The 20007-nt window shown below is 68.5% G+C and carries 18 protein-coding genes and 3 pseudogenes; 15 read left to right on the forward strand and 6 right to left on the reverse strand.

Annotation, left to right across the window (positions count from 1 at the left end; all coding sequences use genetic code 11):
* Window positions 1-429: 429 nt before the first annotated feature.
* A pseudogene (locus ACX28W_RS42145) lies at window positions 430-606 on the reverse strand (IS1380 family transposase); the annotation flags it as partial.
* Between the two features lie 444 nt (window positions 607-1050).
* On the opposite strand from ACX28W_RS42145, the pseudogene ACX28W_RS42150 reads away from it, so the two are divergent.
* The 7 genes and pseudogenes from ACX28W_RS42150 to ACX28W_RS42180 all read left to right on the forward strand — a co-directional run.
* Window positions 1051-1359 (forward strand): annotated as a pseudogene (locus tag ACX28W_RS42150) (HoxN/HupN/NixA family nickel/cobalt transporter); the annotation flags it as partial.
* Window positions 1360-1614: 255 nt separating this feature from the next.
* Entirely contained in the window at window positions 1615-2382 is a 768-nt protein-coding gene (locus tag ACX28W_RS42155; RefSeq protein ID WP_459005417.1) for a crotonase/enoyl-CoA hydratase family protein, read from the forward strand.
* Window position 2383: 1 nt separating this feature from the next.
* Window positions 2384-3130: an acetoacetate decarboxylase gene (locus ACX28W_RS42160; RefSeq protein WP_459005418.1), complete on the forward strand. Its 747-nt coding sequence runs from the start codon at window positions 2384-2386 to the stop codon at window positions 3128-3130.
* Window positions 3127-4077, forward strand: coding sequence for a 3-hydroxyacyl-CoA dehydrogenase NAD-binding domain-containing protein (locus tag ACX28W_RS42165; RefSeq protein ID WP_459005419.1), 951 nt, complete (start codon window positions 3127-3129; stop codon window positions 4075-4077). The genes ACX28W_RS42160 and ACX28W_RS42165 overlap by 4 nt, the downstream gene beginning before the upstream one ends.
* Before the next feature lies 1 nt (window position 4078).
* Window positions 4079-5296 carry an acyl-CoA dehydrogenase family protein gene (locus ACX28W_RS42170; RefSeq protein WP_459005420.1) on the forward strand — a complete coding sequence of 406 codons (1218 nt, stop codon included), beginning with the start codon at window positions 4079-4081 and terminating at the stop codon, window positions 5294-5296.
* A 5-nt stretch (window positions 5297-5301) separates the two neighbouring features.
* Window positions 5302-6531, forward strand: a complete 1230-nt coding sequence (locus ACX28W_RS42175) for a CaiB/BaiF CoA transferase family protein (protein ID WP_459005421.1) — start codon at window positions 5302-5304, stop codon at window positions 6529-6531.
* A gap of 1332 nt (window positions 6532-7863) precedes the next feature.
* Window positions 7864-8748, forward strand: coding sequence for an alpha/beta fold hydrolase (locus ACX28W_RS42180; protein ID WP_459005422.1), 885 nt, complete (start codon window positions 7864-7866; stop codon window positions 8746-8748).
* Between the two features lie 42 nt (window positions 8749-8790).
* On the opposite strand, the gene ACX28W_RS42185 is transcribed toward ACX28W_RS42180, so the two are convergent.
* Entirely contained in the window at window positions 8791-8982 is a 192-nt protein-coding gene (locus ACX28W_RS42185) for a hypothetical protein (protein WP_459005423.1), read from the reverse strand.
* Here ACX28W_RS42185 and ACX28W_RS42190 point away from each other — a divergent pair.
* A pseudogene (locus ACX28W_RS42190) lies at window positions 8981-9264 on the forward strand (SAM-dependent methyltransferase); the annotation flags it as partial. The gene ACX28W_RS42185 and the pseudogene ACX28W_RS42190 sit on opposite strands and share 2 nt — an antisense overlap.
* A gap of 29 nt (window positions 9265-9293) precedes the next feature.
* On the opposite strand, the gene ACX28W_RS42195 reads toward ACX28W_RS42190, so the two are convergent.
* Window positions 9294-10076: an IS5 family transposase gene (locus ACX28W_RS42195; protein ID WP_459005434.1), complete on the reverse strand. Its 783-nt coding sequence runs from the start codon at window positions 10074-10076 to the stop codon at window positions 9294-9296.
* Between the two features lie 17 nt (window positions 10077-10093).
* On the opposite strand from ACX28W_RS42195, the gene ACX28W_RS42200 reads away from it, so the two are divergent.
* From ACX28W_RS42200 to ACX28W_RS42220, 5 genes are all read left to right on the forward strand, one after another.
* Window positions 10094-10399: a transposase gene (locus ACX28W_RS42200; protein WP_459005424.1), complete on the forward strand. Its 306-nt coding sequence runs from the start codon at window positions 10094-10096 to the stop codon at window positions 10397-10399.
* Window positions 10396-10833 (forward strand): IS3 family transposase, encoded by a 438-nt coding sequence (locus ACX28W_RS42205; protein WP_459005425.1) that lies wholly within the window; start codon window positions 10396-10398, stop codon window positions 10831-10833. Before ACX28W_RS42200 ends, ACX28W_RS42205 begins: the two co-directional genes overlap by 4 nt.
* The gene (locus tag ACX28W_RS42210; protein ID WP_459005426.1) at window positions 10830-11531 is read left to right on the forward strand and encodes an alpha/beta hydrolase; all 702 of its coding nucleotides are present in this window, start codon (window positions 10830-10832) and stop codon (window positions 11529-11531) included. Before ACX28W_RS42205 ends, ACX28W_RS42210 begins: the two co-directional genes overlap by 4 nt.
* 285 nt (window positions 11532-11816) lie before the next feature.
* A complete protein-coding gene (locus ACX28W_RS42215; protein WP_459005427.1) occupies window positions 11817-12233 on the forward strand; it encodes a nuclear transport factor 2 family protein in 417 nt (138 codons plus the stop codon).
* A gap of 426 nt (window positions 12234-12659) precedes the next feature.
* Entirely contained in the window at window positions 12660-13235 is a 576-nt protein-coding gene (locus tag ACX28W_RS42220) for a hypothetical protein (RefSeq protein WP_459005428.1), read from the forward strand.
* Window positions 13236-13662: 427 nt separating this feature from the next.
* Here ACX28W_RS42220 and ACX28W_RS42225 read toward each other — a convergent pair whose 3' ends face one another.
* Entirely contained in the window at window positions 13663-14214 is a 552-nt protein-coding gene (locus ACX28W_RS42225; protein ID WP_459005429.1) for a TetR/AcrR family transcriptional regulator, read from the reverse strand.
* Between the two features lie 93 nt (window positions 14215-14307).
* On the opposite strand from ACX28W_RS42225, the gene ACX28W_RS42230 reads away from it, so the two are divergent.
* Window positions 14308-15555 (forward strand): MFS transporter, encoded by a 1248-nt coding sequence (locus ACX28W_RS42230; protein WP_459005430.1) that lies wholly within the window; start codon window positions 14308-14310, stop codon window positions 15553-15555.
* A gap of 87 nt (window positions 15556-15642) precedes the next feature.
* Here ACX28W_RS42230 and ACX28W_RS42235 read toward each other — a convergent pair whose 3' ends face one another.
* Window positions 15643-18447, reverse strand: a complete 2805-nt coding sequence (locus ACX28W_RS42235) for a SpoIIE family protein phosphatase (protein WP_459005431.1) — start codon at window positions 18445-18447, stop codon at window positions 15643-15645.
* A 577-nt stretch (window positions 18448-19024) separates the two neighbouring features.
* Here ACX28W_RS42235 and ACX28W_RS42240 point away from each other — a divergent pair.
* Entirely contained in the window at window positions 19025-19444 is a 420-nt protein-coding gene (locus ACX28W_RS42240) for a winged helix-turn-helix transcriptional regulator (protein WP_459005432.1), read from the forward strand.
* Between the two features lie 57 nt (window positions 19445-19501).
* Here the strand turns inward: ACX28W_RS42240 and ACX28W_RS42245 are convergent, their stop codons facing one another.
* On the reverse strand, window positions 19502-19930 hold the full coding sequence (locus ACX28W_RS42245; protein ID WP_459005433.1) for an SRPBCC family protein: 429 nt from the start codon (window positions 19928-19930) through the stop codon (window positions 19502-19504).
* Window positions 19931-20007 lie beyond the last annotated feature (77 nt).

Genomic DNA, 20007 nt, shown 5'->3' on the forward strand with positions numbered 1-20007 from the left:
GCCGAGTACGAGGAGTTGCAGACAGCGGCATAGGCAGAACCCTCAACACCGCTGTCCGAGAAGCGCAGGGCCCCTCAGTACCCCCTCCGGCGTTGTCGTCGGTTGCCGACTCCCCCACTCTCGGCTTCGCTCGAGCGGGGGGACCCCCATCGCGTCGACGCCCTCCTCCGCCTTGCAGTTGGACGCACCAGACCCCGCTCGCCTGCGTTGATGCGGCGCCGTTGCTTTCCTCCGGCCTGATCCGCCGGACAGGCCCTAGTCTCCTTGTTTCGCTTCGGGTGGCTGAGCTGGTCTGATCGCGGTGAAGCGGTGGTCCTGATTGATCGTGGCCGGGTGGGCATGGCTGAGGCCTGACGCGCGGGCCGGGTTCTTGGAGGTTCCTCGGGTCGTGGGTGGGCAGGGGCGGTGCCGTGGTTTAGAGGTGGCGGCCGGCCGTGACAGGGCGGTGAGGGGGGAAAGCGCTGGTCAGCTCGTATCGCCAGGGCCAGGTTGCGCCAAGATGCGCAGGTGAAGGCGACGGCCGCCGCGGGTGATGCGGGCGGCAGCGTGCAGCAGCCGGTAGCGGAGCTTCTTCGGTTCGGCGACGGCCAGTTCGCCCTCCAGCAGACAACAGCTTCTAAGCGAACGGGTGGCTGGCGGCGGTGCGGCCGAGCTGGTCTGCGGGTACGTCCGTGGGGTTAACCGCACATCGTCACTTGAGGGGACACCATGCGCTGGCTCGGGATTTCGGCCAGTGGTGTTTGGAGGCCACCCGACAGAATCAGCGGCGCGCTTTCGCGAGGATGACATGCAACAGGGCCGGAGCTCACACAGGGACGAAGAACCCTGGCGAAGGCGGAACCCGGATTTCAGAAATCGCCGCCCTCGCATGCCATCCGGATCAGTCACGCAAGAATGCGAATGCGAACATGTCCCACCACCTGGACTCCCCGTCGCCCGCCAAGCCCCTCGGCTGGACATCACCGACCGTCTTCCGCGGCGAGCGCGGGACAGTCTTCGTCCTGCACGTTTGCCACTCACTCGCCGGCGAGGACATCCCCCCGGGGCTTCCACCCGAGGGCCGGCACCCAGACGTTCGGCATCGGGATCGGCGTGACGGCGTAAAGCCTGGGCATGAGGCACGCCTTCGACGCCGACCACATCGCGGCCATCGACAACACCACGCGCAAGCTGATGCACGAGGGCCAACGGCCACTGTCGGTGGGCTTCTGGTTCTCCTTGGGGCACTCCAGCATCGTTTTCGCGCTCGCCCTCCTCCTCTCCCCGGGCCTACGCGCGCTGGGAACGCCGGTCTGCCTGTCGGCCGTCATCGCGAACAAGGTCTCCTCACCGACCATCGTCTACGTGCTCGCCGCCCTGCTGCACCGCTGCAGCACCGGGCAGGGCCAGCACATCGAGGTCCCGATGACCGACACGCTGCCGGCGTTCAACCTGCTCGAGCATCTGGCGGGGCACACGTTCCAGGCGGCGGAGGGACCCACGGGCTTGGCAGCGCCGCCGATGTCGAGGGGGGCACCGGCGCGCAGCACGAAGGACGGCCTCGCCTGGATGTCCTCACCGAGCCGTCCGGCCACTGAACCCCGATTTCCTGTACTCCACTGAGAGAAGCAAGGCATGAGCACCACTGACGTGCGCACCCACCAGGTGGGCACCACCCTGCTGATCACGATCGATCGCCCACAAGCACGCAACTCCGTCAACGCCGCGGTCGCCGCCCTCCTGGCGAAGGCCCTGGACGAACTGGAGGCCGACCCCGGGCTCCGGGCCGGCGTGCTGACCGGCGCCGACGGCACCTTCAGCGCCGGCATGGACCTCAAGGCCGCCCTGCGCGGCGAGTCCCCGAACATCCCGGGACGCGGATTCGGCGGCGTGACCGAGATCGAGCGGACGAAGCCGCTGATCGCCGCCGTCGAGGGCTGGGCCATGGGGGGCGGTTTCGAACTGGCCCTGGCCTGCGACCTGATCGTCGCCGCGGAGGACGCGCACTTCGGTCTGCCGGAGGTCAAGCGGGGCCTGATCGCCGCCGGCGGCGGAGTGATCCGCCTGCCCAAGCGCATCCCCTACCACCTCGCGATGGAGTTCCTGCTGACCGGCGAGCCGGTGAGCGGCCGACGGGCCGGCGAGCTGGGCCTGGCCAACCGGGTCGTCCCCACCGGTCAAGCCGTGAACGAGTCCCTCCTGCGTGCCGAGCAGCTCGCGGCGAACGCTCCGCTCGCGCTGGCCGCCGTGAAGACGGTGGTACGGGCCGCGGACGGGGAGCCCGAGCCCGACGCCTTCGCCGCGCAGCGCACGGTGATGGACGAGCTGATGGCCTCGGCCGACGCACACGAGGGCATGACCGCCTTCGCCGAGCGCCGCGCCCCCCAGTGGACGGGGAAGTGACATGAGGATCGAAGACGTACGACGCCGTACGACCACCCCGTTGACCCGCCCGGCCTTTGCAGCCGTGGTCCCGTGGTTCACCGACCGCGAGTACCTCAACATCGTCTACCGCACCGACCCGGACGCGCTGCGCGCTGTCGTCCCCGAGCCCCTGCGGATCGAGGAGCCGCTGGTCCGGTTCGAGATCATGAAGATGAACGACGTCACCGGGTACGGCCCCTACACCGAGGGCGGCCAGGCGATCCAGGTCAGCTTCGACGGCGAGCGGGGCGAGTACCTGCACGCGATGTACCTCGACAACTTCCCGGCGACAGCGGCCGGACGCGAGGCCAGTGCCTACCCGAAGGTCATCGGCGCACCGAAGCTGTACGTCGACCAGGACGTGCTGGTCGGCACCCTCGACTACGGCACGCTGCGGGTCGCCACCGCGACCATGGGCTACAAGCATTACCCGCTCGACCTGCGCGAGGCCGAAGCACAGATCACCGTGCCGACCTTCATGCTCAAGGCCATCCCGGGCTACGACGGCGCCCCGCGCGTCCTGGAGCTGGTCCGCACCGAGATCACCGACGTCGTGGTCAAGGCCGCCTACTCCGGTCCGGCTCGGCTGCAGCTGTTCCAGCACGTCCTCGCCCCGCTGGCCGACCTGCCCGTCCTGGAGATCGTCTCCGCCAGCCACATCCTCACCGATCTGACCCTCGCCCCGGTCAAGCCGGTTTTCGACTACCTCAAGGCAGGCACGCAATGACGCACCCGTTCCATACCGCCGCCGTGATCGGCGCGGGCACCATCGGACTGTCTTGGACGGCACTGTTCGCAGCACACGGCCTGACCGTCCATGTCAGCGATCCCCGCCCCGACCTGAAGGAGGCGCTCGCCGAGGCGCTCGCCGCGTTCGCCCCGCACCTGGCCGCCCAGGGCCTGGACACCGACGGCCTCGCCGACCGCGTCGACCTCGCGGCCGACATCACCGAAGCCGTCCGGGACGCGGACATCGTCCAGGAAAACGGCCCCGAGCGCGTCGAGTTCAAGAAGGAGCTGTTCGCCCAGCTGGTCCGGGAGACCCCCGGACACGCACTGCTGCTGAGCTCGTCGTCGGCGATCCCGGCGACCGCGTTCACCGCGGAACTCGAAGACGCCGGCCGCGTCCTCATCGGACACCCCTTCAACCCGCCGCACCTGCTGCCGCTCGTCGAGGTCGTGCCCGGCGAACGCACCACCGAGGAAGCCGTGCAGGCGGCCGTCGACTTCTACACCGCCGTCGGCCGCACCCCCGTCGTCGAACGCCAGGAGATCCCCGGGTTCGTCGGCAACCGGCTCCAGAACGCGCTCAACCGGCAGGCCGTCTACCTCGTCCAGCAGGGCGTCGTGACCCCCGAGGACCTGGACACCGTCGTGACCCACTCGCTCGGCATCCGCTGGGCGACGGTCGGTCCGTTCCTCGGCGGGCACCTGGGCGGCGGGCCCGGCGGCTACCGCCACATCACCGAGCACATCGGCAAGTCCATGCAGCAGATGACCCTCGGTGAGCCCTCGCAGGACCCCGAGGACCAGGAGCGAGTCATCCAGGCGGTGGAGAAGGCATACGCCTCCACGCCGTACACCGACCTCGCCGAAGCCCGCGACCGCAGGCAGCTCGCCGTCCTGTCCGCCCTGGAAGACAACCGCCCCAACCAGCACCAGAAGGAGAACTGAGATGACCACCACCGCCCCCGCCCCCCTCACGCAGCTGGACGACCAGCTGGCCGCCGACTTCTACCTCTACGAGGCGCTGCTTTCGGATGAGGAGCGCAAGATACTGCTCAAGGCCCGCACCTTTATGCGTGACGAGGTCAAGCCGCTGGTCAACGATGCTTGGGGGAAGGGCGAGTTGCCCCAGGAGCTGATCGAGAAGTTCCGCGGCAGCGGACTGATCGCCCTTGCCTACGAGGGCTACGGCGAGCACCAGCCGGCGATCAGCCACCTCCTCAGCGGCATGCTCGCCATGGAGCTGGGCCGCGTCGACGCCTCGTGCGCCACCTTCTTCGGCGTCCACAACGGGCTCGGCTTCTACTCCATCTACTACGGCGGCGACCAGGAACAGCGCGACAGGTTCCTGCCCGCCATGGCCACGATGGACAAGATCGGCGCGTTCGCCCTGACCGAGCCGCTCGGCGGCTCCGATGTTTCCGGCGGCATGCGCACCACCGCCAAGCGCGAGGGCGACACCTGGGTCCTCAACGGCGCCAAGAAGTGGATCGGCAACGCCACCTTCGCCGACTACGTCGTGGTGTTCGCGCGGGACGTCGACGACAACAAGGTCAAGAGCTTCGTCGTCGAGAAGGGCACCCCCGGCTTCAAGCCGGTGAAGATCGAGGGCAAGATCGCGCTGCGGATCGTGCAGAACGCCGAGATCACCCTGACCGACGTCCGCGTACCGGAGGCGAACCGGCTGCAGAACATGAAGGGCTTCCGGGACGTCGCCGAGGTCCTGCGCCAGACGCGCAGCGGAGTGGCCTGGCAGGCCCTGGGCGTCATGATCGGCGCCTACGAACTCGCCCTCGACTACGCCAAGCAGCGCATCGCCTTCGGCCGTCCGATCGCCAAGTTCCAGATGGTGCAGGATCTGCTGGTGAAGAGCCTGGGCAACATCACGGCCTCCTGGGGCATGCTGGTACAGCTCGCCCGGCTGCAGGACCAGGGCATCTTCCGCGATCAGCACTCCGCGCTGGCCAAGGAGTTCGTCGCGGCCCGGATGCGGGAATCCGTCGCCTGGAGCCGCGAGATCTTCGGCGGCAACGGCATCCTTCTCGACTACGACATCGCTCGGTTCTTCGCCGACGCCGAAGCGCTCTACTCCTACGAGGGCACCCACCAGATGCAGACCCTCATCGTCGGCAAGTCCATCACCGGCCACAGCGCCTTCGTGGGGTGACGCATATGACCACCGAATCCGTCTTCACCGGCCTGAAGGTCCTCGACGCGTCGAGCTACATCGCGGGACCGGCCGCAGCCACCGTGCTCTCCGACTTCGGAGCGGACGTCGTCAAGATCGAACCGCCGGGGAAGGGCGATCCCCAGCGGCGGCTGAGCTCCGTACCGCCCAGCCCCCGAGCGCAGGCCAACTACGGCTGGCACCTCACCAACCGCAACAAGCGCGGCATGGTGATCGACCTGAAGTCCCCGGCGGCCACCGAGGTCCTCAAGCGCCTCGTCGAGTGGGCCGACGTGGTGATCACCAACTTCCCGCACGGCACGCGCGAGAAGCTGCACCTCGGCTACGACGAGGTCTCGAGCTGGAACCCGAGAGTCATCTACGCCGACCTCACCGGCTTCGGGGACGTCGGCCCCGACGCCCGGCTGCCGGGCTTCGACCTGACCGCCTTCTGGTCGCGCAGCGGGCTGCTCGCCTCCACCCGCGACGCGGGAGCCCCGCCGACGGTGCCGGTCTGGGGCAGCGGCGACTACACGACGGCGATCGCCATCTACGCGGCGATCGCGACCGCCCTGTACCACCGCGAACGGACGGGACAAGGCGCCAATGTCGGGACGTCGCTGCTCGCCACGGGTGTCTGGGCCACGGGAACACTCGTGGCCGGCGCGCTCGCCGGCGGCACACCGTTCGAGCTGCACGACCGCAATGCGCCGGTGAACGCGCTGAGCAACCCCTACCGGACCGCGGACGACCGGTGGTTCATGCTGGCGACCTCACCCCTGAACTGGCCGGCACTGGCGCGGGCCATCGGGCGCCCCGAACTGGGCGAGGATCCCCGATTCGCGGACTTCGAGGGCTTGGTCAAGAACGCCGCCGCGGTGAGCGAGCTGCTGGACGCCGAGTTCCGCTCGCGGCCCTTCGCCCACTGGAAGGACGCCCTGGACCGGGAACGCATCACCTACAGCCTCATTCAGACACCGGAGGAGGCCGCGCAGGACCCGCAGCTGCGCGTGAACGACATCGTCGTTCCCCTGGAAGGAGTCAGCGGGCTGGAGTACACCGTCAGCAGCCCGGTCAACCTACGAGGGGTGCCGAAGGTGCCGGCGAAGCGGGCGCCTGACCTGGGCGAACACAACGACGAGATCCTTGCCGAACTGGGATTCGGCCCCGCCGAGATCGCCGTGCTGCGCGCCCGGGGAGCGGTCCCCGGCACGACGGAAGCGGAAGCGGCGTGATCCCCGCACGGTGTCCGAAGCGGCCGACATGGTGCTCCACGAGGATGATCTCGCCGCGGGCGTCTGGGTAGTGGGTGGCCAGGATGTCGAGGGGGAGTGTCTCGTCGAGGGTGCGGCAAACGAGCCGAAAGGTGAGCGTCACCGGCAGGCCGTCGTCATCGCCCTCGCACGAGGCCCGAGGGCGAAGCGCAGCCAGGGCCCAGCACATTCCACCTTTTCCCACCCGGACCTGAGCACTGAACAGGAGGAGGTTCGGCGAAGGCGACACCGGCGGATACGGATTCATGTCACTACAAGGTTCGGAATGCTGTCACCGTGATCAACCCGCTCCATGTCCGTTGAACAGCAGAAATGACCGTCCCGCTGGTGACATGCAAAGCCGAGCATCCCGATGAAGCATCACCGAACCTCACACCTGTTCTCATGCACGGTGGAAATCATGCCGGGACCGGGAGCAGACGGTGAAGCCACTTTCTCGTAGCAGTCGGGTGCGCGGATCTGGGATGCGCACCGGTGCGTAGCGACCGGCCGATGGTGCGCTTAACGGCCACGGGACACGCCGCACGGGTCCGTGCCAGGTGCTTGTCCCGCATCGTCTCCAGCGTGGTGGCGGTGTCCTCGCCCTCCTCGGGATGACGTTGACGACGAACCGGACGATGCTGCGGGCGATACCCGGGATTGCGCTGGGGCTGCACTCGCGCTGCCAGTCCGGCCAACCGACGGAATTCGCTGACCTGCTGAAACGCGGCCTCCGCGGCGTGGGCATCCCGCGAACAAGTGTGGAGTTTCCCGGTGGACCGCGGTACATCGGTGCCGCCGTCCCGGTGGTCATTACGGGTTCCCAGCGCCGCACGCCCGAGGTCGCTCATGAACACGAGCAGCGCGCGGTCGCCGAACAGAGGGCCGAGCGAGGCTTGATCCGCGACGACCCGTCAAGCGCACACGGTTCACCGGCAGGGTGGAAAGCCTCGTCCGGGCCGCGTCTCTGCTGTGCCAGGCAACACCCACCAGAGTGACAACACAGAACAGCGGCAGGCCACACACGCATTGCTCCGCTTGTGTGATTCGAACGCCCGCCACGCCTCTCGCAGAAGCGGTTACACCGACTGCCGTACCGATTTCACCCGATTGCACTGGATGAGCTGGCTCGGCGCCCCGGACGCGTGAAGCTGATTGCCGTAGGGCCTGACGGAAGGTGAGAACAGAATGAGTGCTGTCCATGGCATACGACGCCACACACGGCGCCTCCACGGGGCGGCGGCTGGATTCGCCGTCGCTGCCCTGTGCGCGGTCTTGGCGGCACCGGCTTCAGCGGATGGTGGCGCAGGCGGCGTGAAGCCCACCATCGTGCTGGTGCACGGCGCCTTCGCCGACGGTTCCAGCTGGAACGGGGTGGTCAAGCGCCTGCAGCAGGCGGGGTATCCGGTCATCGCTCCCGCCAACCCGCTGCGCGGGCTGGCCAGTGACGCCGAGTACATCCACAGCGTGCTGAAGAGCGTGCACGGACCGGTCGTGCTCGTCGGTCACTCCTATGGTGGCGCCGTGATCAGCGAAGCTGCCGTCGGTGACGCCCAGGTCAAGGCGCTGGTCTACATCGCCGCCTTCGCCCCCGCGGCGGGGGAAAGCTCCCTGGAGCTGTCCAACAAGTTCCCCGGGAGCACTCTCGGCCCCACCCTCAACAACGTGCCCTTTCCCCTTCCCGGCGGTGGCACCGGTACCGACCAGTACATCAAGGCCGACAAGTTCCACGACCAGTTCGCCGCCGACGTGTCCAGGTCAGTCACCGACCTGATGGCCGCCACCCAGCGTCCCGTGGCCGCCTCGGCCCTGGAGGAGAAGGCCACCAGTGCCGCCTGGAAGACCATCCCCTCCTGGACTCTGATCACCACCGAGGACCGCAACATCCCCCCTGCCGGGCAGCGCTTCATGGCCCAGCGCGCCCGCGCACACACCGTCGAGGTCAATGCGTCCCACGCCGTCTCGGTCTCCCAGCCGGGCGCGGTCGCCCGCCTGATCGAACAGGCAGCCAAGGCCAGCGCCACCACGGCGACGACCGCCACCGATCCTTCCGGCCCGACCCTCGCGAAGACCGGCGCCGGGCGGCCGACCACGCAGGCGATCGCCCTCGGCGGCATAGCCGCTGTGTCGGTGGCCGCCGGTTCTGCCGTCATCTTCCTCGGCCGCCGGTGGCGCTCGGAAACGAAGAACGGTCGCTAAGGCTCGCCCCGCGACCGCAGACGTGCGGCGCGCCGCATTCCATCACCTCGGGAGCCGCATTTCGTCGGTTCCCCAGCCCTGCAGCGCGGACAGCAGGACGCACCCGACCTCGTCCAGGGCGAAGGAGTCCCCGCACGGGTCGGCATCGTCGGCCACGGCCGTGGCGGGGAAGACGATGTCTTCGGCCAGCCGCAGCAGGACGAAGGACAGCTGCGCTCGATCGGCGTGGGCCATGCGCTCGACTCCGCAGGACGTGCCCTCGTACTTCGCCGAGTTCCGGCGGGTACTCGCGTCTGACGGCCACCTCTTGCTCGCGTTCTTCGAGTCGGAGGGTGAGCCGGTTACGGCGTTTGACCACAAAGTGGTGATTCCTACCGGTGGCCGATCGACGATCTCGCGGGGCTGGCCGGCGAAGCTGGGTTCGTCGAAGTCGGCCGGATGCTGCGTGAGCCGCGCGAGCAGGAACGGTACCGCCGGGGTCACCTGCTGATGCGCATAGGTAAGCAACTCAGGTGATCGCGTGCCCGTGAAGGGTTGTCGGGCAATCACGAGCGGAGCCAAAGGCGTATGGCGGCAACGGTTACGGTGCCATGGAAGACGTACGACCGTTTGTCGAAGCGGGTGGCCACGGCCCGGAAGCCTTTGAGGGCATTGATCGTCCGCTCGACTTCGTTGCGGCGACGGTAGATCGCCGTGTCGAAGTTGGTTGGGCGGCCGCCCTTGCTACCTCGGCGCCGGCGGTCGGCCCGCTGGTCCCTCGGCTCCGGGATGGTGTGCTTGATCTGGCGTCGTCGCAGGTAAAGGCGAATGCTGCGGGACGAATAGGCTTTGTCGCCACCAACGTGGTCGGGCCGAGTGCGTGGGCGTCCGCCGCCAGGCCGAGAAACTCGGATCTGTTCCAGCACGGGGATCAGCTGCGGGGCGTCGCCCCACTGACCCGGTGTGATGACGAAGGCTAGTGGGCGGCGCCCGCCCTCACCAGCGAGGTGGACCTTGCAGGTCAGTCCACCCCGTGAACGGGCCAGGGCCTCGTCCGAGCGGTGCCGAATCGGCCTGCTGCGTCGTCCCGGGATTCTTGGTGGGCACGAGCGAGCGCCTGCTGCATGCTGATGAGCACGGCAGGAGGTGGAGTCCACGCTGACCATGCTCCAGTCGATCCGGCCCTCAGCATCGGCATCGGCCTGGATCGCTCGCAGAATCCTGTGCCATGTTCCGTCCGCTGACCATCTGGGATGACGGTCGTGAACCGTCTTCCACTTCCCGAAGCGGGACGGCAGATCCCGCCAGGGCAAGCCGGTCCGCTGCCGGAACAGGGGCCTCTTGAGGATCTGAGAACGGACATCTCGTGGTCAGGAAGCACTACCCGCCGGAGTTCAAGGCGGACGCGGTCGCGCTGTACCAGTCGCGCTCTGGAGCGACGGTCAGGCAGGTCGCCGCTGATCTGGGTGTCAACCCGGAAACGCTGCGGAACTGGGTACGGGCGGCCGGGGCAAACCGGCCCCGGGGACGCCGGGCGGAGGTACCCGCGGAGCCGCCCACGCTCCTGGAGGCGGAGAACGCGGCCCTGCGCAAGAAGGTCCGAGAGCTGGAGGAGGAACGCGAGATCCTGCGGAAGGCGGCGAAGTATTTCGCCGGGGAGACGCGCTGGTGAACCGCTTCCAGTTCGTCGCCGACCACCAGCGCCGCTTCGGCGTGAAGCGGCTGTGCATCATCCTCGGCGTTGCCCGCTCGAGCTTCTCCTACTGGCGCAAGACCACGGCCGCCAGGGCGGCTCGCCGGGCAGCCGACGCGAAGCTCGCCGCGCGGATACGCACGATCCACCGCACCTCGGACGGCACCTACGGGGTCCCGAGGGTCACCGCCGAGCTCCGCGAGGACGGTGAGCGGATCAATCACCAGCGCGTTGCCCGCCTCATGCAAGCCATCGGTCTTGCTGGACTGCGGCTGCGCAGGAAGCACCGCACCACCAACGTGGTGCACTCCTCGGCAAAGACTGAGGTCCCGCGCCACCGCTGCCTCAGGGTGCGACCGTGTCACTGTGACGGCTTCATGCGAGCCGTGGATAAGCTCACTCGGCCCGTGTGACCGAGCGGTTCGCCCGGTCGATGAAAGAGGACGATGAGATGTCTGTGCATGTGATCGTGTTGCCAGGAGGCGGCTACGAGGTGCACGCCGAGCACGAGGCCCAGCCGATCGTCGATTGGCTCGAAGGATTGGGCTTGGTGGCGAGCGTTTTCCGGTATCCGCTCAACACGCGGCATCCAGCGCCGCTCGCGGCACTTCAGACCGAGATCCGGCGCCTACGGGACAAGGGGGCCGACACGATCGGGGTCGTGGGCTTCTCGGCCGGTGGGCACCTCGCGGGCCTGGCGGCCCTCGCTCCGAACGCTGACGAGCGGACATCGGTTCAGTTCGCTGTTCTCGGCTACGCGATCACGTCGATGGAGACCGAGACGTACCGCCCTTCGCAGCTCATTCTGCTGGGTGAGGACGCGTCGCCGGAGTTGCGTCGTTCGACCTCGCTCGACGCGCTGGTGACTCCGTCGTCTCCTCCGTTCTTCCTCTGGCACACGGCGGAGGATTCTTACGTTCCGCCTGAGCACACCTATCGCCTCGCTGCGGCGTTGGCCGCCGACAATGTGCCCCACACGGTGCACGTCTTCCCCCACGGCCCCCACGGCCTGGGCCTTGCCCATGGGGCTGGAGAAGCATCGACATGGACACGCTTCGCTGAGTCATGGATCGGCGAGCAGGCCGGTACTCGGATGCATCACGGAGCTTGATAGCGCCAGCCCCATTGCGATGCTGGGAGGTCTGATCGATTCAGTCGGAGTTTCCTGGGATGCCGGGCGCCGGGTGGACCGCTCCGCGTGCCGCCTGCGGAGTGCGTGTGCGAGTGCACTCACGAGTGCGTCGGCCGCTTCCTGACCTCATGTGGATCTTGGCTTTTCCGGAGGCGCCTGAGACCGTCTTGCGACTGAGATCCGCACAGGCGTTTTGTTGACCGATTGGACCACATCGTGTTTCATAGTGGTCCAATCGGTCAACAAACCTAGTGGAGGACTCCGATGCACCAGACTCAGACGGAGCGGAACAAGGCCGTCATCCTCGAGATCCTGACGACCGCGTTCAGCTCCAAGGATTTCGCCGCGCTGGACCGATACCTGCACCCGGACTACGTACAGCACAACCCGTTCATCCCGCCGGCCAAGGCCGGGCTGCGCGGATTCATCGCCGGCCTGCCCGACGCCACCCGCTACGAGCCGGGAGCGATCATCGCCGAGGGAGACCTGGTCATGGTCCACGGCCGGTACTCCGGCGGGTCCGACAAGCCTCTCCTCGGGATCGACATCTTCCGCTTCGAAGACGGCCTGGTGGTGGAGCACTGGGACGTCCTGCAGGATGAGGTGGCCGCGGAGGACACCGTGGCAGGCAACCCCATGTTCACCAACCCGCAGGCCGGCTTGGCCGACCGGCAGGCCTGACCCGGCGACGCGACGGCTCGGGTACGCACTCCGCGGCGGCGCCCGACGCGAAGACCCGGCACCGACCCCGGCCAGACCCCGCCGACCTCACGGCGCGCCAACCTGATGCCGGCGGGGTACGGCGTCCACGCCGCTTCTCGCGGCGGCTTCCGCCGCATGCGCGCCGCATGCGCGCCGCATGCGCGCCGCATGCGCGCCGCATGCGCGCCGCATGCGCGCCACAGGCGAACGCCGCAGGAAGATCGGCACACAGGCAGCGTCACTCACCACGGAGACCTACCCATGACGAGCCTATTGGATCTTGTTCTTGAGGCCCATGGCGGCCTCCGGCGGTGGCAAGAAGCAAGAACCATCCACGCCAAGGGGTCCATAGGTGGACTCCTGTGGACCCTCCGCGGCCGGCAGGGAATCCTCGCCACGGCAGACATGACCGTTGACGTGCAGCAGCAGCGCGTGGTCTTCGAGGGCTTCACCGGCCCGGGACTGCGCGGCGTGTTCACGCCCGGCCGAGTCGCGATCGAGAGGCGGGAGGGCGAGGTCGTGGCCGAGCGGACCTCCCCACGCGAAGCCTTCGCCGGCCACGGCCCGGACACCCCCTGGGACGAGCTCCACGTGCTGTACTTCGCGGGCTACGCCATGTGGAACTACCTCACGGCCCCCTACCTGCTGACGCGCCCCGGCGTTGTAGTGGAGGAACTGGAGCCCTGGCAGGAAGCCGGCGAAAACTGGCGACGACTGCGGGCGACCTTCCCCGACGCTCTCGCAACACACGCCAGAGAGCAGATCTTCTACTACAACGCTGCGGGCCTGCTGCGACGCCATGACTACGCTGCCGAGGTGCTCGGCGGCGCGCCGGCTGCACATCTGTGCGAGAAGCACGCAACAGTATCGGGACTGGCCTTCCCGACTCACCGGTACGTCCTGCCCATTCAGGAGGATGCGCGGGTCCTGCCCGAGCCGGTCCTCGTCACCATCGATCTCACCGAGATCTCTGTTGCCTGACCACGACACGAGTCCCCCCGCGCCGACGTCGCCCACGGGCAGCCGTTCATCGCCAACCTGGCACGTGCTCCCCGGCGGGGCTGAGCGGTGCCCGACGGGAAGAACGACATTGCCCTCGGCCAGGCCGTCTGACCGGCACCCCGCCTCAGCGGCGGGCCCTGTTCCTTTCCCTCTCCGCAGCCACCCCCCTGGGCCGCGTCGCGCATCACCCGGAGCTGCGCGCGTCGAGGGGCATGGCTACGGCACATCAAGCGGCCGGCCGGCGCATACGAAAGGCGCGTCATCACTGGGTGGATCGACGTGACGAGATGCCACCACGAGCCCGAGGGCTGCGCCCGGGATGGCGTTGGGGCCGAGCTCTCGGACGAGTTCGACCCGGGCACGGCGAAGACTGCGACCGGTACCCCCGTTTCCGAGAGGTGGGGGATCAGGCGGAGCGGTTGCAGAGTTCGTCGACGTACGTGCGCGGATCCACCTCGGACAGCGTCCAGGGCAGGAAGATGACCCTGTAGATGATGGGGGCCACCAGCCGGTCGATGACCTCGTCGCCGCTGAAGGTGCTGCCGGGCCGGGAGGCGAAGCTGGCTGCTTCTGCCCGCCGGTCGCGCAGGCAGTCCGACTCGCTCTCACCGGCTGCGGCGGCCCCGCCTCGCAAGAGGGCGGCGTTCACCGAGACGCTGTAGTGGCTGAGCATCTCCTGTGCCCATGCGGTCAGATCGGCACGCAGGTCTCCGGTGTCGGGAAGGCCGCGGTCCGGGTCGAGCCGGTAGGTCGCCAGGTCATTGATCATGGTCCGCGCGTCGCCCCACCGTCGGTAGATGCTCGAGTGATTCACTCCCGCACGCTCCGCGACCATGGGGATGGTGACGGCGTCGCTGCCCCGTTCGGCGATCAGTTCCTCGACGGCCTTCCTGATCGATGTCAGCACCAGGGCGCTGCGGCCGCCGGTGCGCCGCCGCGGGGACGATTCTGCAACCATGCACCCTACTGTAACGCACACCGCTTGGCATTAATCCTCCTTCAGGTATACGGTGACACTAACGCACAAAGTTTTGCCTTAGGAGGCTCTGAGGTGTCCCTCACCGAATCAGGCCATGACCTCAGCCCTGGCCTCGCGGCCTCTGACCCCGGCCGGTCCCGCAGGCTGCTCCCTTCCTCCGCGGCGTTCGCCGGGTCGGCTGCCGTCTTCGCAGCGCTCTATCTGGCCGCAGGCGCGCCCACGCCGCTGCTGGTCGTCTTCGAGCAGCAGTGGCACTTCCCCGCCTGGGTGCTGACGGTTGCCTTCGCTGCCTACGCGCTCGGCCTGCTGGCGGCTCTGCTGGTCGCCGGATCGCTGTCCGACCACATCGGACGCCGGCCCGTCCTGGTCGGGTCGCTCGTGGTGGAGTTCGGGGCGATGCTCATGTTCGTCTTCGCTCCGGACATCGGCTGGGTCATCGCAGCCCGCACCATCCAGGGCATCGCCACCGGCGCAGCCACGAGCGCCTTCTCCGCCTCGGTCGTGGAACATGCTCCGGAACGCCACAAGAAACTGGGCACCATCATCACCAGCATCGCTCCGGCGGGCGGGCTCGGCTTGGGAGCCCTGCTGACCGGCGCAGCGGTCCAGTTCAGCAGCCACGCGACTCTGATCGTGTTCACGGCCCTTGCAGTCATCATGGTCGTCGGCACAGGTGTCGCCACGTTCTCGGCGGAGACCGTCTCCACGCGTCCCGGGGCGGCACGCGCCCTGATTCCCCGCGTCTCCGTCCCCCAGGCCGCACGTCGTGAGTTCGTGGCGAGTATTCCCGTTCACATGGCCGCATGGATGCTGGCCGGCCTGTTCATGGGGCTCGTGCCCACCATCATCCGGGACCTGCTGGGCCTGCACAGTGGTCTCCTGAACGGTGCCACGGCTTTCGTCGAGCCCGCGGCAGCTGCCGTGGCCGGCCTGTTCCTCGGCCGTCTGACAGCACGCCGCACCGTCTTCGTCGGCGGTGCGGGTGTGCTGCTGGGAACCGCAGTGATCGCGGCCGGTGTCGCCGCCGGAACGCTCTCCCTGCTGTGGGTGGGAGGCATCATCGGCGGCGTGGGCTTCGGCGCCTCGTTCTCCGGCGCCATCCGGACCATCGCCCCGCTCGTACAGCCCCACCAGAGGGCAGGGCTCTTCGCATCCATCTACCTGGTGGCCTACCTGAGCTTCGGAGTGCCGGCGATCATCGCAGGACTCCTGATCGCTCCGGTCGGTCTGCTGGGCACCGTCCTCGGCTACGGTGTCGTCATCCTCGTCGTCGCAGCCCTTGGGCTTCTCGCGCAGCACCGCGTCAATGCACGCCGCTGATCCGGCAAGCGCGCAGGTTGCTGGGAGCGGCATGTCTGGCGGGCACGCAGGCTGGTCGACGTCTTGCATCGGGATGGGGAACCCGCCTCATACGGACTCGTACGAGACTCGCTCACCAAGCGGGTCGGTGGGCAGGGGCTGCTCGGTCCAGATGCACTTGCCGGACCCTGTGTAGCGGGCGCCCCACCGGCTGGTCACAGCGGCGATCAGCTGGAGCCCGCGGCCGTTCTCGTCGGTGTCGGCCGCTCGACGGATTCTGGGCATCGCGGGGCTGGCGTCTGCGACTTCGCAAGTGAGGGTTCGGCCGCGCAGCAGCCGCAGGGTGATCGGTCCTCTTGCGTGGCGGACGACATTGCCGACGAGCTCGCTGGCGGCGAGTTCGGTGGTCATGATCAGCTCGTCCAGGTTCCAGGCGGCGAGCTGGGCTCGGACGTGCGCGCGGGCCTGGCCGGCGGCTGTGGGGTCGTCTTGCAGCTGCCGGCAGGAGATGTCCTCGGGAGCCAGCGCGTGGGTGCGGGCGACGAGCAGTGCGCTGTCATCGCGGCTGCGCCGGTCGGGCAGCAGGGTGGTGATCAGGCGGTCGCACAGGTCGTCGAGGGTCTCCGTCACCTGAGGGTGGGCGGGGTGAAGGTGGCGGGCGAGGCGGCCCATGCCTTCGGCGATGTCCAGTCCGCCGGATTCGACGAGGCCGTCGGTGTAGAGCGCGAGGATTGCGCCGTCGGGCAGGCTGAACTCGGCTGTGTCGAAGGGCGGGGTGGCGGCACCGAGCGGGGAGTTGACGGGCAGGTCGGGGAAGTAGCTGGTTCCGTCGGGCCGGAGGATCACGGGCGGAGGATGGCCGGCGGTGATGGCCTGACACATTCGGCCGGCCGGGTCGTAGACGATGCACAGGCAGGTGGCGTAGAAGTCGTCCCCGAGGCCGCTGACGACTTCGTTGAGGTGGAAGAAGAGCTCGTCCAGGGGCTGCTCGAGATCGGCAAGGGTACGGACCGCGGTGCGCAGGCGGCCCATGGTGACAGCCTCGGACAGGCCATGACCCATGACGTCTCCGATGACCAGGGCAACCTGCTCGGCTGACAGCGGGATGACGTCGTACCAATCGCCGCCGACGTCCGTGCCGTCGCCGGTGGGCTGGTAGCGGGCGGCGGTGGTCACAGCGGGCAGGGCGGGCAGGCACCGCGGGAGCAGACCGCGCTGGAATTCCTGGGCCCGGCGGTGCTCGGCGTCATACAGCCGGGCGCGCTCCATGGCCTGGGCGACCATGCCACTCATCGCTGTGAACAGGGTGCGTTCCTCGTTGCTGAAGGCGTGCGGACGGTCATAGCTGACACAGGCAGCGCCCACGGTCCGCCCGGAGGCGATCAGCGGCAGGATCGCCCACGCCTGGGCCCCGCTCGCAGCGGGCAGGTCGGCAAGCGCCGGGTAGCGGCTGATGAACTCCTCCGCGGAGGAGATGAAGTCCAAAGTGCCCTCGACGAAGGTCTGGGCAGACGCCGGAAGCTCTGCGATGCGGGCGCCTTCGAACCGGCGGAGGCTCTCCTTGGATTGGCCGGCACTGCCCATCAGAAACGCTCGGCCGTTTTCGTGAGCCCAGACGCCGACGCCTTTGGCGCCGAACAGGGGCACCATGTGGGTGGCCATGACATCGGCCACGTCATGTCCGGTGACCGCACCGGCAAGGGCTCGGGTCAGCTCCACGATTCGCATGGTGCGCTCGACGGCAGCGCCCTCGGCAGCGCCCTCGGCAGCGCCCTCGGCGGCGGCCTCCTCGGCTTGCCGGCCCCGGGTGCTGCTGATGTCGGTGATGCACAGGGTCAGGCCGTCCGGCAACGGGGCCAGTCGCACATGCAGCCGTCGGCCGGTGTCCGAGCGTATGTCCAGCTCGGTCGGTCTGCCCTCGGCCGCTGCCTGCCTGCCGGCTTCCTCCATGCCGGGCGAGCGCACCGCCGGAACCGCATCCCACAGCACCTGCCCGAGCAACTGCCGCGACGGGGCAAGGAGGCGCTCGGCGTCCGGATTGGCAAAGATGATCCGCCAGGTGCGGTCGACGGCCAGGAATCCGCCGTGCATGAGCCACTTGGCTCGCTCCGCCGATTCCTTGGCCAGGTGGCCCGAGGTGATGTCACGCACGATCCCGGCCAGGCGAGGGCCGGAGCCGTCGTCGGCACTCGACGTCTGGCCCCGGACCTCCACCCGGCGCATGCCGGTATCCGGCTGGCGGACCCGAAATTCCGCCTGGTAAGGCGTGCGGGCGCGGATGGCCTCGTCGGCCCGGGCCAGCACCTGCGGCAGATCCTGCGGGTGGACCAGCCGCCGCCAGGTACGGATCCGCCCGTCGAACCCCTTCGAGTCGATCCCCAGGATGCCGAGCGCGGCATCATCCCAGATCACCGTGCCGGTACCGAAATCCCAGCCCCAGAATCCGACGGGGAGTTCCGCGGTGTCGCAGTCAGCCGGGCGCCCCGCATCCTCGGGTTGAGGAGGTTCCGGACTGCCGCGCAGACAGTCGGCGATCCAGCCTGCCACGGCTGTCAGATGCTGGTGCAGTGCCGGCTCCTCCGGCATACGGGTGAAGACGGACAGCGCGCCGAGGGGCTCGCCCGAGGCCGGTACAGGAACCGAGAGCAGTCCGGCTCCTGCGGGCACGCCGGACAAGGACGCGGCGAATTCGGGGCTCGTCGGCGCCGTCCATGCCGGGGCGTTCGTGCGCACCGCGTAGGCGGGAGCTTCAGGCGAGCGGCGGTCGACCTCTTCCCAGCGCTGCGTCGCCGGTCCCTCGAAGTCGCTCCCCACCGCCAAGTACAGGCCGCTGCTCCCAAGCGGTCCGAGGTGCACCATGCCGCCCACGGCCTGAGCCTCTGCCACCGCGCGGTTCAGCCCGAGCCGTAGCATGTCGTAAGCGTTCAAATCCGCGCTGTGTGCGGGCGGCAAGGGGGAGTGAAGAGCCTCCGCCGGGGCGCCGCAGGGGGCGCCTTCCGCCGCCTGCGTGTGCTGGGCCCGTCTGCTCTCGCCCGACATCGTCTCCCACCTGCAATCCGGCAAGGAAAGATATAGACAAACCTATCCGAATAGGTGAAATAGCGGAGATTCTGGCCTTCGTGGATGGGCGGTCTGCTCCGACGTCAGAACGACCGGCTTGGCGAGCCGATGCGCGTGGAGGTGAAAGCGCCCGGCCGCATCCCGACGGTGGCGGCCACGCGGCCCTCGGCCCGGCGAACTGGCCCGTGCCGCCCGCAGCGGCATGGGCTCCGAGCGGGCAGGCCGCCACCCGGGTCGCCTTCCACCGCAGGTTGCGGCCGTCTTCGCACCGCAGGCATGGACCGCATCGAGGCGAGTACTGGCCGACGGGCCTCCTCAGGGCCTATCGGCCGCCCGAGGGCCATGAGCTTCCACTCGGCAAGGCCCGCTGGAGACCATGACTCCGAAAGAGTTTATGAGGACTCTTGGTTTCCTGGTATAGAATATGGTCATGGTAGAGCAGGAGCGGTCAGTGACCATCGCCCCGGACCGGCCGATGGACATCCTCGATGCGGCCTGTCCCAGTCGTGATGTCTTTGTGAACCTGGCCGACAAGTGGGCCCTGCTGATGCTGGCGAGCCTGCGTGAGCGTGGTGCCCAGCGTTACTCGGAACTGCAGCGGTCCCTGGGCGGGATCAGCCGCAAGATGCTGTCGCAGACCCTGCGGACACTGGAACGCGACGGCCTGGTCCTGCGCAGCGTCGACCCCGAGGTTTCGCCGCCTTTGGTGCTGTACGGGCTGACCGACCTCGGCAGTGAGATCGCCGAGGAGACCCGGGCCCTGTGTTCCTGGACCGAGAAGCGGGCCGCGCGCGTGCACGCGGCCCGCGTCTCCTACGACCAGCGCCACGCCTCCGCCCAGGGGATGTGAGCCGACTCCGGCGGTGAGTGACCGGTACCGGTCCGCGTGGGCTGTTCCGCCGTATGGTCAGGTGCCGAGCAAGGCAGTGATGCGGTCCAGGCACGCCTGGTAGAAGCCGCCCACTGCGGCCGCGGCCTCGTCGGCGGGGACGCCGGGGACAGGCTCGAAGGACGCCGTCCACTCGATCGTCGACTGGTCCGGTCCGTCCTCGACGACGGCGATCAAGGCGGTGAAGTCGGCCACCGGAATCGGGCCGGGGTCATCGAAGCGGTAGTGGTGGAACCACTTCCCCTCGTCGAGCAGCCGCTCGACGAGCCGTCCGCCGTCGTGCATGGTGAGTGTGCGGGTTTGCCGGCCGGTGTCCGGGACGGTGCCGGCGACGCCGGGCATCCAGGGTCTCCAACGGTGCGGCGATTGCCTTCGGGACGCTGCGGGATGCGTTTTACCTGATACCCGCCGCGTGCTTGAAATGCGCGCGGTCCCCGCCACCGGCATCGTGGTTCTCCTGCGGTGACCGGTTCAGCGTCCGGCGGGGCGGCGATCCCAGGGTGCGCCCGCTCGAAAGAGCCGGG

It is taken from the genome of Streptomyces sp. SD15 (genome assembly GCF_054462255.1).

What these genes read in the sequence shown, in the direction of transcription:
- ACX28W_RS42220 (WP_459005428.1), top strand. Translation starts at nt 12,660, where the DNA reads ATGACCGTTGACGTGCAGCAGCAGCGCGTGGTCTTCGAGGGCTTCACC.
- ACX28W_RS42155 (WP_459005417.1), top strand. Translation starts at nt 1,615, where the DNA reads ATGAGCACCACTGACGTGCGCACCCACCAGGTGGGCACCACCCTGCTG.
- ACX28W_RS42185 (WP_459005423.1), bottom strand. Translation starts at nt 8,982, where the DNA reads ATGGCCCACGCCGATCGAGCGCAGCTGTCCTTCGTCCTGCTGCGGCTG.
- ACX28W_RS42165 (WP_459005419.1), top strand. Translation starts at nt 3,127, where the DNA reads ATGACGCACCCGTTCCATACCGCCGCCGTGATCGGCGCGGGCACCATC.
- ACX28W_RS42245 (WP_459005433.1), bottom strand. Translation starts at nt 19,930, where the DNA reads ATGCCGGTGGCGGGGACCGCGCGCATTTCAAGCACGCGGCGGGTATCA.
- ACX28W_RS42175 (WP_459005421.1), top strand. Translation starts at nt 5,302, where the DNA reads ATGACCACCGAATCCGTCTTCACCGGCCTGAAGGTCCTCGACGCGTCG.
- ACX28W_RS42240 (WP_459005432.1), top strand. Translation starts at nt 19,025, where the DNA reads ATGGTAGAGCAGGAGCGGTCAGTGACCATCGCCCCGGACCGGCCGATG.
- ACX28W_RS42235 (WP_459005431.1), bottom strand. Translation starts at nt 18,447, where the DNA reads ATGCTACGGCTCGGGCTGAACCGCGCGGTGGCAGAGGCTCAGGCCGTG.
- ACX28W_RS42215 (WP_459005427.1), top strand. Translation starts at nt 11,817, where the DNA reads ATGCACCAGACTCAGACGGAGCGGAACAAGGCCGTCATCCTCGAGATC.
- ACX28W_RS42160 (WP_459005418.1), top strand. Translation starts at nt 2,384, where the DNA reads ATGAGGATCGAAGACGTACGACGCCGTACGACCACCCCGTTGACCCGC.
- ACX28W_RS42170 (WP_459005420.1), top strand. Translation starts at nt 4,079, where the DNA reads ATGACCACCACCGCCCCCGCCCCCCTCACGCAGCTGGACGACCAGCTG.
- ACX28W_RS42225 (WP_459005429.1), bottom strand. Translation starts at nt 14,214, where the DNA reads ATGGTTGCAGAATCGTCCCCGCGGCGGCGCACCGGCGGCCGCAGCGCC.